Origin of the sequence: Marnyiella aurantia (assembly GCF_014041915.1) — a bacterium.
GTDB lineage: Bacteria > Bacteroidota > Bacteroidia > Flavobacteriales > Weeksellaceae > Marnyiella > Marnyiella aurantia.
Genome location: NZ_CP059472.1, coordinates 1,394,983 through 1,409,502 on the forward strand (window position 1 = coordinate 1,394,983; position 14,520 = coordinate 1,409,502).

The 14,520-nt window shown below is 43.3% G+C and carries 16 protein-coding genes; 6 read left to right on the plus strand and 10 right to left on the minus strand.

Translation table 11 applies throughout. From position 1 onward, the window contains the following. Window positions 1-2: 2 nt before the first annotated feature. Window positions 3-917 carry a DUF6759 domain-containing protein gene (locus H1R16_RS06365; protein ID WP_181887887.1) on the plus strand — a complete coding sequence of 305 codons (915 nt, stop codon included), beginning with the start codon at window positions 3-5 and terminating at the stop codon, window positions 915-917. A 59-nt stretch (window positions 918-976) separates the two neighbouring features. Next, window positions 977-1,660: a tRNA (guanosine(46)-N7)-methyltransferase TrmB gene (gene trmB / locus H1R16_RS06370; RefSeq protein ID WP_181887888.1), complete on the plus strand. Its 684-nt coding sequence runs from the start codon at window positions 977-979 to the stop codon at window positions 1,658-1,660. A 74-nt stretch (window positions 1,661-1,734) separates the two neighbouring features. On the opposite strand, the gene rpsB is transcribed toward trmB, so the two are convergent. From rpsB to H1R16_RS06390, 4 genes are all read right to left on the minus strand, one after another. Further along, on the minus strand, window positions 1,735-2,496 hold the full coding sequence (gene rpsB, locus H1R16_RS06375; RefSeq protein ID WP_181887889.1) for a 30S ribosomal protein S2: 762 nt from the start codon (window positions 2,494-2,496) through the stop codon (window positions 1,735-1,737). A gap of 180 nt (window positions 2,497-2,676) precedes the next feature. Then, complete coding sequence (gene rpsI, locus H1R16_RS06380) at window positions 2,677-3,063, minus strand: 30S ribosomal protein S9 (protein WP_181887890.1); 387 nt, start codon at window positions 3,061-3,063, stop codon at window positions 2,677-2,679. A gap of 5 nt (window positions 3,064-3,068) precedes the next feature. Next, window positions 3,069-3,524 carry a 50S ribosomal protein L13 gene (rplM, locus tag H1R16_RS06385; RefSeq protein WP_158065004.1) on the minus strand — a complete coding sequence of 152 codons (456 nt, stop codon included), beginning with the start codon at window positions 3,522-3,524 and terminating at the stop codon, window positions 3,069-3,071. A gap of 171 nt (window positions 3,525-3,695) precedes the next feature. Further along, window positions 3,696-4,028 carry a hypothetical protein gene (locus H1R16_RS06390; protein WP_181887891.1) on the minus strand — a complete coding sequence of 111 codons (333 nt, stop codon included), beginning with the start codon at window positions 4,026-4,028 and terminating at the stop codon, window positions 3,696-3,698. A gap of 75 nt (window positions 4,029-4,103) precedes the next feature. On the opposite strand from H1R16_RS06390, the gene H1R16_RS06395 reads away from it, so the two are divergent. From H1R16_RS06395 to H1R16_RS06405, 3 genes are all read left to right on the plus strand, one after another. Next, window positions 4,104-4,469, plus strand: a complete 366-nt coding sequence (locus H1R16_RS06395; RefSeq protein ID WP_181887892.1) for a hypothetical protein — start codon at window positions 4,104-4,106, stop codon at window positions 4,467-4,469. 82 nt (window positions 4,470-4,551) lie between these two features. After that, on the plus strand, window positions 4,552-5,028 hold the full coding sequence (locus tag H1R16_RS06400) for a hypothetical protein (protein ID WP_187350472.1): 477 nt from the start codon (window positions 4,552-4,554) through the stop codon (window positions 5,026-5,028). A gap of 102 nt (window positions 5,029-5,130) precedes the next feature. Next, on the plus strand, window positions 5,131-8,493 hold the full coding sequence (locus H1R16_RS06405) for a methylmalonyl-CoA mutase family protein (protein WP_181887893.1): 3,363 nt from the start codon (window positions 5,131-5,133) through the stop codon (window positions 8,491-8,493). Window positions 8,494-8,676: 183 nt separating this feature from the next. Here the strand turns inward: H1R16_RS06405 and H1R16_RS06410 are convergent, their stop codons facing one another. After that, window positions 8,677-8,997: a four-helix bundle copper-binding protein gene (locus tag H1R16_RS06410; RefSeq protein WP_181887894.1), complete on the minus strand. Its 321-nt coding sequence runs from the start codon at window positions 8,995-8,997 to the stop codon at window positions 8,677-8,679. Between the two features lie 142 nt (window positions 8,998-9,139). Between H1R16_RS06410 and H1R16_RS06415 the strand changes: the two genes are divergently transcribed. Next, entirely contained in the window at window positions 9,140-10,273 is a 1,134-nt protein-coding gene (locus H1R16_RS06415; RefSeq protein ID WP_181887895.1) for a serine hydrolase domain-containing protein, read from the plus strand. Window positions 10,274-10,279: 6 nt separating this feature from the next. Here H1R16_RS06415 and H1R16_RS06420 read toward each other — a convergent pair whose 3' ends face one another. The 5 genes from H1R16_RS06420 to H1R16_RS06440 form a co-directional block, all read right to left on the minus strand. After that, window positions 10,280-11,263 carry a lipoate--protein ligase gene (locus H1R16_RS06420; protein ID WP_181887896.1) on the minus strand — a complete coding sequence of 328 codons (984 nt, stop codon included), beginning with the start codon at window positions 11,261-11,263 and terminating at the stop codon, window positions 10,280-10,282. A 108-nt stretch (window positions 11,264-11,371) separates the two neighbouring features. Continuing rightward, a complete protein-coding gene (locus H1R16_RS06425; RefSeq protein WP_181887897.1) occupies window positions 11,372-11,965 on the minus strand; it encodes a DUF1989 domain-containing protein in 594 nt (197 codons plus the stop codon). Beyond that, a complete protein-coding gene (gntA, locus tag H1R16_RS06430; RefSeq protein ID WP_181887898.1) occupies window positions 11,966-12,646 on the minus strand; it encodes a guanitoxin biosynthesis heme-dependent pre-guanitoxin N-hydroxylase GntA in 681 nt (226 codons plus the stop codon). Window positions 12,647-12,839: 193 nt separating this feature from the next. After that, a complete protein-coding gene (locus H1R16_RS06435; RefSeq protein WP_181887899.1) occupies window positions 12,840-13,760 on the minus strand; it encodes an MBL fold metallo-hydrolase in 921 nt (306 codons plus the stop codon). 33 nt (window positions 13,761-13,793) lie between these two features. Next, on the minus strand, window positions 13,794-14,519 hold the full coding sequence (locus tag H1R16_RS06440) for a hypothetical protein (protein WP_181887900.1): 726 nt from the start codon (window positions 14,517-14,519) through the stop codon (window positions 13,794-13,796). Window position 14,520 lies beyond the last annotated feature (1 nt).

Here is a 14,520-nt window from a genome sequence, read left to right on the forward strand (position 1 = left end):
TCATGAAGAAGTTTTTACTCTTATTTACCTTGCTGCTGTTCTGTGCCCTGCCGGCGCAGAAAAGAATGAAGGATTACAGCAATATTTTGAAAAGCACCAACATTTACGAAATTGATGCTTTCCTTAGAGACGCGCACGAGGACGATCCCCGCCGTTCTGTACTGAAACCACGGCTTATGGATATGATCAGGGATTATATCAAGAATGCTCATCCGGATGATACCCGTGTAAAAGACATGCAGGAAAAACTGGCCTTACTTAAAAGAAGACCGTCCACGAAAATAAGTTTTGCCGAGATGAATGCGAATATCAAGCAAAAGCAGATTAAATTCTACCAGGAAGCACTTGCACGGGCACAGCGGGCTGCTGCAAATCCGGAGCTGGGTGCACAGGCCAGGATAAAGGTAGAAACTCCTGAGGTTGACCGAAGCTTCTCCGTGGCCAGGTCGCGCAGCTCTGCAGAAGCATCTGCCATACGTGCGGCTAACAAAAACACAGCCGGAGATGTAGCAACCACTCCAAGCATTACCTCCAAAAGTGTTACCGCCGAGGCGATAGCTGCCGTCAATTTGGAAAAAGAGGAGTTCGATTTATTAATGAATCCCACCGTACAGGAACATAAAAACCAAACGGTTAAGATTCTTAATGCGCTTTTCGACAACGACCCTACGAGTAAAGAAACCAGTGTAATGATAAAGAACAATTCTGACTGCGATATCATCATGAGAATGGAAGGCACAGGAAATACAAAGTACAGACTGGCTATCCCTGCACGAAGTGAAAATACAATTGTAATCCTGAAAGGACAGTACCTGTTCTCCAGTTTGGTCTGTGGAGCCCAATATGCATCGCAAAAAACCGTACAAAAGGCAATAATGGTAACCTTGGGGAGTTCTTCGCAAATCACAAGCAGGTAAGAAGGTCAGACCTCCATGATATTGATTCGGAATTGACTAAATTTGCGCGATTTTAAAATATGGGCAAAAATAAACTCGCACGATTTGAGGAGAACCTTAGACTCCCAAACGTTATACAGCCAACACGCGCTGAAGCTCTGGACAATTTTCACCTGAAAGGGAAATGGCGTTCAGAGATTTTTAAGAATGAAAACCCAATCGTTGTAGAACTCGGCTGTGGTAAAGGTGAATATTCTGTTGGCTTAGCCAGGGCATTTCCGGAGAAGAACTTCATCGGAATCGATATTAAAGGTGCCCGTTTCTGGTTTGGGGCCAAAGAGGCTATGGAGAGCAACATGAACAATGTAGCTTTCCTGCGTACGCAAATTGAACTTCTGGACTGTTTCTTTGAGGAAAATGAGGTTGATGAGATCTGGATTACCTTCCCGGACCCGCAAATCAAATACAGAAGGACAAAGCACAGGATGACTCACCCCGACTTTCTGGAACGTTACAGAAAAGTCCTGAAGCCAGAAGGAATTGTACACCTGAAAACAGACTCGGAATTTCTGCACGGTTACACACTGGGCATTTTACAGGGATCGGGACATGAAATACTGACTGCACATCACGACATTTACGGCGCACCGGAATATGAGCCTAATACCGAGCATCTGCGCGAAATCAAGACTTATTATGAGGAGCTGTTCTCGTCCAAAGGGAAAACCATCACTTATATCAAATTCCGGTTCAGACAAGACTAAAATTTACTTTAATGATCAAATACAAAAAACCCGGTCCACAAAAGTGAACCGGGTTTTATATTTAAGATAAAATCTTATTCAGCGTCGAAATCCGCATCAGCTTCAGCTGATACTTTTTCGCCTTCTTCTTTAGATTTTTCCTTATCAGCTTTTCTCTGGGAAAGACCGTCCTTGATAGATTCAGAAACTACGCTCAGAATCATGTCGATAGATTTGGAAGCATCATCATTTCCAGGAATCACGAAGTCTACTTTTCTTGGGTCAGAGTTTGTATCTACGATAGCAAATACAGGGATACCCAATTTCTTAGCTTCAGTAACTGCGATGTGCTCTCTCATGATATCAACAACAAAGATTGCTGACGGAAGACGCACCATGTCTGAAATAGAACCTAAGTTCTTTTCCAGGTTCGCACGCTGGCGGTCTACCTGAAGTCTTTCTTTCTTGGATAAAGTTTCGAAAGTACCGTCTTTCTTCATTTTATCGATGTGGTTCATCTTCTTAACAGCTTTACGGATAGTTACGAAGTTCGTAAGCATACCGCCTGGCCATCTTTCAGTGATGAAAGGCATATTAAGTTCAGCAGCGTGTTTAGCCACTACTTCTTTCGCCTGCTTTTTAGTAGCTACGAAAAGAACTTTTTTGCCTGCAGAGGTGATTTTTTCCAAAGCGGAGCACGCTTCGTCCAACTTCACTGCTGTTTTATGTAGGTCTACGATGTGAATACCGTTTTTCTCCATGAAAATGTATGGAGCCATATTTGGATTCCACTTGCGGGTCATGTGACCGAAGTGTACACCTGCCTCTAAAAGGTCTTTAACATTTGCTTTTGCCATGTCGCTTTTTTGTTTTTAGTTTACGTTCCGCTTTTGTGCAATCAACTGATCTTTAGATGGGAGAACAGTTTGGGTGCTAAACTAAACGGGGCATTTTTTGAATTAGATAATAGATTAACAGACATGAGACACAGGATAAAAAAATCTCCAATCTCCTGTCTCCAAATCTCGCGTCTTGAATTAACGTTTTGAGAACTGGAATCTCTTTCTCGCTTTCTTCTGACCTGGTTTCTTTCTTTCCACCATTCTTGCGTCTCTGGTAAGCAGGCCGTGAGGCTTAAGTGCTAACCTGTGCTCTGCGTTAATTTCGCAAAGAGCTCTGGAAACTGCCAGTCTGATAGCTTCGGCCTGACCTGTATTTCCGCCACCGAAAACATTTACGGTAACATCATACTGTCCTGCAGTTTCTGTCAAAAGGAAAGGCTGGTTCAATTTATAAACCATCACATCTGTGGAGAAGTATTCTTTAGCATCCTTACGGTTTACAGTGATGTTTCCGGTACCCGGCTTCACGTAAACTCTGGCTACTGAAGTTTTTCTTCTTCCAATTTTATGAACTGTAGACATATTAATTATTTAAATTCGTTAATATTAATAGTTTTTGGCTGCTGAGCTTCATGTTTGTGTTCAGTTCCTTCATACAGATAAAGGTTCTTGAACAGCTGAGATCCCAGTTTGTTCTTTGGAAGCATACCTTTAAGGGATTTTTCCAGAACCTTCATCGGATCTTTTTTCAATAGCTCTTCAGCTGTCTGCGACTTCTGACCACCAGGATAACCTGTATGCCAGATGTAAGTCTTGTCAGCCCACTTGTTTCCGGAAAGGGTAATCTTTCCAGCATTCAAAACGATTACATTGTCTCCGCAATCTGCGTGAGGTGTAAAATTCGTTTTGTGCTTACCTCTCAAAATCTTTGCAACCTTGGAGGCTAGCCTTCCTAAAGGTTGTCCTTCAGCGTCTACCACAACCCATTCTTTATTAGCGGTAGCTTTGTTAGCTGAGACGGTTTTGTAACTTAATGTATTCACACTTTTTCGTTTACGATTAAACATAATTTTCCCCAAAAGGGTGTGCAAAGGTAAAGAATAAATTCCAAACTGGAAATCTTTTCAGAAAGATTATGCTAAGGTTTTGAAAATGTTGGGTTTATTATCAACAACTAACCGATTTTCTTTTCAAATTTCCAAAAATCTGGACACCTAATTCCTCAGCGATTTGCTGCTCCTGAAACTTGCAACAAGATAATACGCAACAAATACCATTGAGAACTTTATAACAGACGGAACCGCCTTTTCCACATTGAAGAAAATCAAGCCTATCCCTACAAGTACCGCAATTCCCACAAAGGAGATTCCTAACTTTTGCGCAAGGGTAAATTTCAGGTCATCCAGAAAATAAGCCATTCCCCACGCGGCACCAAAGGCAGCACCGTAATAAAGGTCCAGTTCCCAGCCCTGGCTACCCAGGAGAAAGTGGTTCAGTAAGAAGCTTATTGCGGTTCCGGCGAAGAAATAAAGTATAGCGCGCTGCATGAAATTTTGTTTCAGCAAAAATAAATATTTAATTGCGAACAGGATATTTGTTTAAATTTGATAAAATTCGCTTTCATGAAATTTAAACTATTTGCATTTGTGATTCTGTATTTCGCTCTAACTTCCTGCCAGCAGATCATGGATAATCATTGGGAAAGACAGGAATTGGCGAACTATGACTCGCCTTATAAAGGTAATTGGATTGGCAGTTATACTGGCCAGGAGACTGGTACATTTGTATTAGATATCAATAAAAGTGGGAATGTTTTCGGTTTAAGAAACAATGCAGACAACCTTGGCGGAAAGGTTTATGAAGGTGGGGTACTAATGAACTTACATTCACCCACTTCTAATTTTCATATTGATGGAAACTTAGAAACCAATTCCGGTACTTGGAAAATGGGATCTTTATCGGGAACCTGGACGATTGTAAAACAATAAGCTAAATAACATTCATGAAAAGACTATTATAGTTTCACTCCTCGCATTCGGAGCCGGAATCTTCGCGCAGGAAAAAGCAAGTGTGGAAAAATCATTAACAGGAATACAGGTTGGGCTTTTCGGAGCGGAGTTGTACAATGAGGTGCGACTTTCAGACCGATTTTCACTACGTAGCCAAATTGCTCTCTATCCTTCAATCTGGGGTGGTGAAATGTACAACAAAACAGGTTTTGCTTTAGCTCCCGCAATATCCCTTTCACCAAAGTTTTATTATAATTTGGATAAACGATTGGAGATGGGTAAGAATATTAAAAATAATTCTGGCAATTATGTGTCATTAAAAATGGAGTACATGCCAGACTTGTTTGTTATTTCCAATGTTGACGGGATTGAAGTGCAACCAACATTTGCAGTGATCCCACACTGGGGACTTCGAAGAAATTTTGCAGACAATTTCAATTATGAATTTCGTGCAGGTTTAGGAATTGCAAAAGTTTCCCAAAGACACGGGATGATTGCGCAACCGGAACTTAGTTTTAAAATCGGTTACGACTTTTAGATTTTATCCCTAATAGATTCGAGGAGCCCTTTCTGTGATTGAAAGGGCTTCTTTCTTAAAATTTCAAAATGTCCTATCTTTGGGCACATTGAAAATTCATCTATGGAAACCCAAAAATATTCTCCTAAAAACAAAATACGGATTGTAACTGCTGCTGCGCTTTTCGACGGGCACGATGCTGCAATTAATATCATGCGCCGCGTAATACAGGCCACCGGCGTGGAAGTGATTCACCTGGGTCACGACAAATCTGCTGAAGAAGTGGTGAACTGTGCCGTACAGGAAGATGCCAATGCGATCGCGCTAACTTCTTATCAGGGCGGCCACAACGAATATTTTAAATATATCTACGACCTTTTAAAGGAGAAAAACGCATCCCACATAAAGATCTTTGGTGGCGGTGGCGGCGTAATCCTTCCGGAAGAGATTAAAGATCTGATGGATTACGGAATTACAAGGATTTATTCTCCGGATGACGGCCGTGAACTTGGTCTGCAGGGCATGATTGACGATTTGGTTCAGAAATCCGACTTTGCTACGGGTGAACATGTGGAGGTTTCTGATCTGGACAATATTAAGTTTGAAGAATCCAAATCTCTTGCAGAAGTGATCTCAGCAGTGGAGAATTTTTCCGATGAGAAACCCGAGCTGGTGAAGGAAATTGAGGAAAGAGCCAAAGATTCGACTATTCCGATCATCGGAATTACCGGTACCGGCGGTGCGGGAAAATCATCGCTGACCGACGAACTGGTAAGACGTTTCCTCCGATCCAACCCGGAAAAGAAAATCGCTATTATTTCCATAGATCCATCTAAAAAGAAAACCGGTGGTGCCTTACTTGGCGACAGAATCCGCATGAATTCCATAGACGATGCGCGGGTTTATATGCGTTCCATGGCTACACGTGAGAACAATGTATCAGTCTCACCACATATACATTCGGCTCTTAACATTTTAAAAATTGCAAAACCTGATGTCATCGTACTGGAAACTTCCGGTATTGGTCAGTCGGGTTCCGAAATTACGGATATCGCAGATGTTTCAATGTATGTAATGACCCCGGAATACGGAGCTTCTACCCAGCTGGAGAAAATCGATATGCTGGATTATGCCGACCTTATCGCACTGAACAAATCGGACAAACGCGGTGCGCTGGACGCGCTGCAGGCCGTGAAGAAGCAATACCAGAGAAATCATGTACTCTTCGAGCAGCCGCTGGAAGAAATGCCCGTATATTCCACAAAAGCCAGTCAGTTCAACGATTGGGGAACAACTGAGCTTTATAATGAACTCATCAAAAAAGTAAATGCCAGGTTTGAAGGTTTGAACCTTAGTGAATACGAGGAGCAAAATGTTTCGGAAGAAACCACAATCATCCCGCCGAAAAGAGTCCGTTATCTGTCTGAAATAGTAGAAACCAACAGGAATTACGATAAAGAGGTGGAAAACCAGGCACTCATCGCCAAGAAAATGTACCTCGTGGAGGGCGCGAAAGCACTTATCCAGGACGACCAGCATACGCATGACAAACTTGAAAAGGTATTCCTGAAAACAAAAAAGGAACTTTCTGAAGAAAACGCTGCGTTTTTGCACGGTTGGCATCATTATAAAGAAGAACTGGAAGCGGATACCTATTCCTACTTTGTCCGCGGAAAAGAAATTAAAGTTCAGACCAAATCTGAAACACTCTCACACCTTAAGATTCCAAAGATCGCATTGCCTAAATTCCAGGACTGGGGCGACCTCATCCGCTGGAAAGGCCAGGAAAATGTTCCCGGAGCCTTCCCTTTTACTGCGGGAATCTATCCTTTCAAAAGAACCGGTGAAGATCCGACAAGGATGTTCGCGGGAGAAGGCGGACCGGAAAGAACAAACAGAAGATTCCATTATGTGTCGGCGGAAATGGATGCCAAAAGGCTTTCTACTGCATTCGATTCGGTGACACTTTACGGCCAGGACCCGGCATTCCCACCCGATATTTTCGGTAAAATCGGTAATGCCGGAGTTTCTATTGCAACGCTTGATGACGCTAAAAAACTGTATTCAGGTTTCGATCTTGTAAATGCCATGACATCCGTTTCCATGACGATAAACGGTCCGGCGCCAATGCTGCTCGCCTTCTTCATGAACGCCGCCATTGACCAGAACTGTGAGAAATATATTGAAGAAAATAACCTTTGGGATAAGGTAGAGGCTAAGCTAAAGGAAAAGTTTGATGATAAAGGTTTAACAAGACCTACTTACAGCGGTGAACTGCCACCAAGCAACAATGGTTTGGGTCTTAAATTACTGGGCCTTACCGGTGACGAAATTATTGAGGCTGATGTTTATGCTAAAATTAAAGCTGAAACCATCGCGACAGTTCGCGGTACCGTTCAGGCCGATATCCTGAAAGAAGACCAGGCGCAGAACACCTGTATTTTCTCCACCGAATTTGCGTTAAGGCTCATGGGTGACGTTCAGCAATACTTCATCGACGAAAAAGTAAGGAATTTCTATTCCGTATCCATTTCAGGATACCATATTGCTGAAGCAGGTGCCAACCCAATTTCACAGCTTGCCTTTACACTGGCCAACGGTTTCACTTATGTGGAATACTACCTGAGCCGAGGAATGGACATCAACGAGTTTGCTCCTAACCTTTCCTTCTTCTTCTCAAACGGTATCGACCCGGAATATGCGGTAATCGGACGGGTAGCCAGAAGAATCTGGGCGAAAGCAATGCGTGAAAAATACAACGCCAACGAAAGAAGCCAGATGCTGAAGTACCATATCCAGACATCCGGACGTTCGCTGCACGCCCAGGAAATTGATTTTAATGATATCAGGACTTCCCTGCAGGCGCTTTATGCAATTTACGACAACTGTAACTCACTGCATACCAACGCTTATGACGAGGCAATTACTACCCCGACTGAGGAATCGGTAAGAAGAGCCATGGCTATCCAGCTTATCATCAACAAAGAACTTGGACTTGCCAAGAACGAAAATCCACTTCAGGGTTCATTCATCATTGAAGAACTTACTGATTTGGTGGAAGAGGCTGTTTATGCGGAATTCGACAGGATCACGGAAAGAGGTGGCGTGCTTGGCGCCATGGAAACGATGTATCAGCGTTCCAAAATCCAGGAGGAGTCCATGCATTACGAATGGCTGAAACACACTGGCGAATACCCGATTATCGGCGTGAACACCTTCCTTGGAAAAGACGGTTCGCCAACAGTTCTGCCGGGTGAGGTAATCCGATCTACTGAAGAGGAGAAGCAGCTTCAGATTAAAAACCTAAAAAACTCCCAAAAAGCGAATGCCAACAAAACTGAAGATGCACTGAAGAGACTTCAGCATGGAGCCATCAACCAGGAAAATCTTTTTGCCCTGATGATGGATGCCGTGAAATACTGCTCGTTGGGTCAAATTACCAATGCGCTGTTTGAGGTAGGTGGAATGTACAGGAGGAATATGTAGATTTCAGATGTTAGATATGAGACGTCAGACGTTAGAAATAAGAACCGTGCCTGGGAAACCTGGGCACGGTTTTTCTTTTAGCCCTGATTGAGCGGTCTGTTTGAGCTCTTTTTCTGTGGCGGCGGCTTCGCCGCCGCCACAGAAAAAAGCGAGTAGCGAAAGCAGGTTCCCGGCTCCTTAAAATCAATTCATAAATGATCTGCAAGCTTCCGCACATTCACGGCAGGCACGGGCACATTCCTGGCAATGAAGATGTTCGTGTTTCTCACATTCTGCTGCACATTCCTCACAGATCCGCACGCAGACTTCCAGCAAATCTACCATATTGGTGTACTGGGTAGCGGCAACCTGATGTACCGCCGTACACACTGCCGCACAAACGCGGTCCGTACGGATGCAGCTAATCATATGGTGCACATTTTCTTCTTCCAGACACGCGTCTGCGCAGTGATTACACGCCGCGATGCAGGCCGCCAGTTTCTCTAATAGCATTTCGTTGTTCATAACTTTCCGTTTTTCATTTTTACAACCATTATGCAACAAGGTTCTTGCCACTGCAGAACTAATGTACTAATCACAAGATTTTATACTTTCTGAATAATGCCACGGTTTTTGCTGTATGGCGGCAATATAAAAAAAGAAGGTTTTGACAAGATATTTCCTCCCGCTGTTACTGTACATTTTCGTTGCCTGCAAATCTGAAAGCCCCAAACCTTTATCTTCTGGGGAAAACACTATTTCAGTAAAGGATACTGTTAAGGAATGGGAGCAGAAGAAAATGCTCAGGATACAACTGGATTCTGTTTTTGCTGAAACAAACTTAAATGGCATCGTCTCGGTATATCGCAACTCACAAAAATACTATGAGCGGGCACAAGGTTTTGAGAATTTCAAGACCAAAAAACCATTGGACAGCAACTCTGTCTTTGCCATCGGTTCGGTAAGCAAGCAGTTTGCAGCAGCTATGATTATGAGGTTGGAGGAAAACGGTAAACTGAGCACTGCCGACAAAATTTCCAAATATCTGCCTGAATACCGAAGCAAAACCTTTGAGGAAATTACAATTCATCACTTGCTTACGCATACTTCGGGAATAAGTGATCTTGGTCCGGGCCTGCAGTCAAAACCGGGAGCAGAATTCAATTATTCGAATAAAGGTTACAGAGTTCTGGGCGAAATTGTGGAGTCCGCGTCGGGTAAATCGTATGACGAAAACGCACGTGAACTTTTTGCTAAGGCAGGGATTTCCAACACGTATACTGCCGAACATTTTACAGGGAAAAATCTGGCGGGTGCACATACAGGTACAGCCAGGAATGCAACGGCGGTTCAAAATATGCCGAGAAGGCTCGCGCATTCATCCATCTCCACGGCGGCGGGCGGAATTCTCTCCACCGCTTCAGATCTTCACCGCTGGAATTTGGCGCTGTACAATGGGAAACTGCTGCAGCCAAATTCACTTAAAAAATTCTTAGCCAAAACCTCCGAAATGAAACATCCTGTAATCGGACCGGTAAACTATGGCTACGGCATCATGCTGGCTGCGAGTCCTGCAAGCTACCTGCACACCGGCTATGTGAACGGCTCTCCGTCGCTAAGTATATTTTATCCCGACAGTAATACATCGGTGGTAATCCTGTCGAATATCGCCGATATGGGAAGAGGGAAAAATGCTGTTTTCAATCCGCATAAGGAAGTGAAGCGGATTACGGATATGATTGAAAACGCATTGACAGAAATGAACTCAACTCCCCCAAAGAAAGTTACAGTAAATAATTAGCTGTGGCTAGAAGAACAACTGAATAATTTCTTCCAAAGTAACCTTGCCGAAATACTCCGTGAGGTCTTCGGAAACAAGGATTTTTTTAATTTCAGCGTCTTCGTGTTTCTGTCCCAAAAGCTTTTCTTCCAGTTCTTCAATAGGTTTGGCGGCAAAAAAATCACCAAAAATCTTGGCTTTGTCGATGTTTCCCTTTACCACATCCAAATGCACTTCAATAAATCCCGCGGGCACCTTGATGGCTTTGCGGTAATTGTAGTTAGGTGAAAAGCCGAAGTTCCAGTCCCACGTTTCATATTTTTCGGCAACCAGTTTTTCAATCTGCGCCACATCATCCTCAGTAAGCGTATAACGTTGCGCACCGGGATTATTTTTGATGATCTCTTCTTTCAGCAGATCTTTCATTTCTTCAGTGCCGGTGCCCGCAGGTAAATATTCTCTCAGATTAACTACGCGTGAGCGGTTGGATTTGGTTGCCTTATCGATAAATTTCAGAGGATTTACCTTTAAAGCATCAGCCAGGATTTCCATTTCCGAATCGATAAGGATGGTGCCATGCTGAATCATCTTACCCTGGCGGGCCAATTTCGCGTTTCCACTGAACTTCCTTCCCTCTACAAGCAAGTCATTCCTGCCCTGCAGTACGGCGGGAACTCCTAACCCGTTCAACAGCGTGAGAACGGGTTCAGTAAAAATGGAGAAGTCCATGAAATCATGTTGTCCCAATACCGTGTGGAAACTGAAATTCAGATTGCCAAGATCATGATAGACAGTTCCGCCACCGGACATCCTGCGAACCACCTTAATTCCTTTTTCCTTCACAAAATCAAGGTTAATCTCGGCCAGCGTATTCTGAAACTTTCCTACGATAATAGACGGCGCGTTTACATAAAGCAGGAAAAGATCTTCCGTTGGGAATCTGCTAAGCAAGAATTCTTCTGTGGCGATGTTAAAATAAGCATTGTTGGACGGGGAATCAATAATGTACATGCATTTTGGTTTTAAACAAAATTACTGATTTTTGGAAGTCCATGACTAAAGCATAGAACCAAAAAAGGCCGCTTCAATGCAAGCAGCCTCTGTTTTGAATTAAAGAAATCAGGACGACGGGGTGATTGAATACTGAATTGGTTTGAAAGTTCCGCCATTGCTGTCTTCAGCTGAACAGGCTGTCAGACACACAAGCAGGTCCATCATGGCTTCAAACTTAACGTAATCGCCGGCTTTGGATGTGGGTGGCAACACGGATATCTTTCCGCTGGCATCAAACTGAACATTCATAAAAATATTAAACGCCGTGGGAATCTCATCTTGTGAAAGTCCCATAGGTTCAAGATTTTTAGTGAGATTTTCCAGACAACTCGGGTGATAACCCTCGTGGCTGTACATAATTTCGAATGTTTCCTTACTGCATGGTGCCAGCAGGAAGTCGTTACGACCGTTAGTGTCTTCAATTATCTTCGCCATCTTTCGGGACCGGTTGCTCCAGAGGAAGTTCCCTGTGGTTAGCAGAATGCTTTCCTCAAAATCCAGCGACTTTCCGGAAGAAAGTTTTTCGCCGTGGTCATGCCTGTTGAATAAAACCATATCACTCACCTGCATTCCCACTGGATCTGTAACTGTGAGAATATCACCCTTGTTAAGGATAAAAGCTTTCCCTGTTTGTTTTTCGATAGTATGTATATGCGACATCTACTTGCTGTGTTTATGGTGAAACGGACATTTCCAGCTGTCTTCTACATGACGGCCGCTGTACTGTCGGGTTTCAGCCTCTTCACCGAAATCTTTCAGTACAGGATTAATGTTGCCCTGAAGTTTCTCATCGTTGCGCCGAACCATATCTCTCACATTTTCATAAGTACCCATTTCGCGCAGTTTTTCAAACTGGGAGTGCAGATTAAATACAAGAGTCGTGTAAGGTGCCTGGCGCGCCATCCTTGAACTCGCCGGATGCAGACCAATTACATAAAAGGCATGACCTAAAATACTGAAACTGAAGTTGGAATCATTGGGATCGCTGCTCACATTGCTGTCCCAGTTTTCAGGATCAGCCTCATGTAACATTTGTAGCGTTTGCCAAAGTGCGGTTTCATACGAAACCTCATCGGTAAATTTGTTGTTTGGGAAAACAGCCACAAAAGAGCGGAAATCAGTAGTACCAATTTTTGTGGACTGCACATATTTTTTAAGATCAGAAATAATTTGATCAGCAGTTTCAGTGCTTACCATTTCGTCATATGCCTGAAGATCGTAATTGTTCATTTTGAAAAGTGACTTCGCCATAATACAGGGATGATCACTTTTTAAAATAAACTCCTGAAAATCGCTGTCTATCTGTTTCAGGTCTAAACCTGAGGATGTTAAGACTTCCATATTGTATTTTTAATGTTGAGAGTTACCGGACCTGGCAGAACAGGAAGCCGGCGGCACTGTACTATACAAGTATAATACCATTGCGACTCAATCACTTGGAGAGATAACAAAACTGGAACTCGCCAATAAACCACACAAAATCAGCCGGAAATAAAATAACCGGCCTATGGAGTTTATTCTAAACTGAAAATAATTATCCCGCCAAAGTTTGCCTGATTCCATCCAAAAAGGCTCTATAACGGTCTGGGGTAATTCTATTGGCAAAACCCGGAATATGCGTGCTTTGTTTCAGGAGTTCGTCAGTAGATTTGTTTTCGCTGATGGCTTTCTGAACATATTGGTTGGAGGCCTCCAAAAATCTGGCCATTTCCGCAAGATCAGCCTTACGGCCAGTGGTTAATTCCGGTGTATTGGCATGTCCAAAAACAAACATTGTATCATTATCAAACACTGTCTGAGCCTTTTCCAGCACGCGGATCCAGCTGCGGGAATCTGAGCCGTCGGCTGTGCGGTAGACCGGAATCAAATTGATGAACATTAGGTCGCCCATATGCACTACATTATCATTTTCGAAATGGTACATTACATCGCCATAAGTGTGTCCGTTGCCGAAGTGATAGGCGGTAATTCTCTCGTTTCCGGCTTTTATCAGGTGCTCCTTATCAAAAAGAACTGTGGGGTAACGCTGCTCGCTGAGTTTGTTGCTTTTTTCAGCTGCCAATCGCTGCAGTTCGGGAACCCGCTGGTGGGCAACTATCTTAGTATTTGGATCTTGGAACGCGATGTTTCCCGATGTATGATCGCCATGGTGATGCGTATTGCAGAGGTACAGAACCGGCTTGCCTTTGCTTGAAATTCCGTCCAGCAGGGGCTGTATGACATCCGGGAACTGGGAATCTATTACAACAAATCCCTCTTCAGTTTCCAGCAGGCCCACAGTACCGCCACGGTTGGTGAACCGGCTTACATTTCCGCGCACTTTTTTGAGGTCGCCCGCAGCCGGTACAAAGGGTTCATAAAGTGTTCGCGAGGCGGCACAGCTAAGAAATCCGGGCATGATGGCCAAACCCAACCCGGCAGAAAAGGTGGTGGCAAGAAACTGTTTACGGTCCATGGAGTAAATTTTTAGCTAAAATTAGCCAAAACTTTATGCCTGTGGTTTCAGAAATTTCAGAAATGGTTTCACTTTGTGGATTTGACTGAGATATTTTTTCTGGGTAATGAATATCAAAGCATTTCCAAAAATCAGGAAAAGAAAAACAATCCAGGGAAACAATGAGCTACCTGTTGAAAGGTTTGGCTGTACAAAACGGGAAACTGTAAAAATGTCCTGAGAATGATTAAAAATTCTCTCAAGATTTGGAATTAACACTGCAAATGAGCTGAAAAATATGGCCGGAGAATGTTGATAGTACGTCAACACATATTTATTGTATTTTTTAGCCAGATCAAAATCAGGGCGATGATGCAGAAAATGTATTGGGGGAATTATTGTCAACAGGACCATTGCCGCGGTCAATAAATAGCTGAAAAGTTCTGAACTGAAAAGCTGCGCCATTAGAAATAAAGCAATAAGCACCAAACCTCCGCATTTAAGTGTTTGCTTCAGGACAGCCAGATTAATGCTCAGGTATATTTTCCGGAGAAATCTACTGTTATCCTGCAAATCCCAACTGCCATTCCAGTAAAGTTTAAGATCATCTTGCCAACTGTTCTTAACGTGTGCAAAGGCCTCATCAAAACCCAAATCTTCCTCTCTCTGCAACTCCGATATCTGGCTTATGAAATGGTCATAAACCTCCACCAGAATGTCGATCGGAAGTTTTTTATCTAAAAGATAATTACGGATTTGGGTAAGTTGCGTACTGTTCATA

What these genes read in the sequence shown, in the direction of transcription:
- H1R16_RS06365 (WP_181887887.1), top strand. Translation starts at nt 3, where the DNA reads ATGAAGAAGTTTTTACTCTTATTTACCTTGCTGCTGTTCTGTGCCCTG.
- trmB (WP_181887888.1), top strand. Translation starts at nt 977, where the DNA reads ATGGGCAAAAATAAACTCGCACGATTTGAGGAGAACCTTAGACTCCCA.
- rpsB (WP_181887889.1), bottom strand. Translation starts at nt 2,496, where the DNA reads ATGGCAAAAGCAAATGTTAAAGACCTTTTAGAGGCAGGTGTACACTTC.
- rpsI (WP_181887890.1), bottom strand. Translation starts at nt 3,063, where the DNA reads ATGTCTACAGTTCATAAAATTGGAAGAAGAAAAACTTCAGTAGCCAGA.
- H1R16_RS06390 (WP_181887891.1), bottom strand. Translation starts at nt 4,028, where the DNA reads ATGCAGCGCGCTATACTTTATTTCTTCGCCGGAACCGCAATAAGCTTC.
- H1R16_RS06395 (WP_181887892.1), top strand. Translation starts at nt 4,104, where the DNA reads ATGAAATTTAAACTATTTGCATTTGTGATTCTGTATTTCGCTCTAACT.
- H1R16_RS06405 (WP_181887893.1), top strand. Translation starts at nt 5,131, where the DNA reads ATGGAAACCCAAAAATATTCTCCTAAAAACAAAATACGGATTGTAACT.
- H1R16_RS06410 (WP_181887894.1), bottom strand. Translation starts at nt 8,997, where the DNA reads ATGAACAACGAAATGCTATTAGAGAAACTGGCGGCCTGCATCGCGGCG.
- H1R16_RS06420 (WP_181887896.1), bottom strand. Translation starts at nt 11,263, where the DNA reads ATGTACATTATTGATTCCCCGTCCAACAATGCTTATTTTAACATCGCC.
- H1R16_RS06425 (WP_181887897.1), bottom strand. Translation starts at nt 11,965, where the DNA reads ATGTCGCATATACATACTATCGAAAAACAAACAGGGAAAGCTTTTATC.
- gntA (WP_181887898.1), bottom strand. Translation starts at nt 12,646, where the DNA reads ATGGAAGTCTTAACATCCTCAGGTTTAGACCTGAAACAGATAGACAGC.
- H1R16_RS06435 (WP_181887899.1), bottom strand. Translation starts at nt 13,760, where the DNA reads ATGGACCGTAAACAGTTTCTTGCCACCACCTTTTCTGCCGGGTTGGGT.
- H1R16_RS06440 (WP_181887900.1), bottom strand. Translation starts at nt 14,519, where the DNA reads ATGAACAGTACGCAACTTACCCAAATCCGTAATTATCTTTTAGATAAA.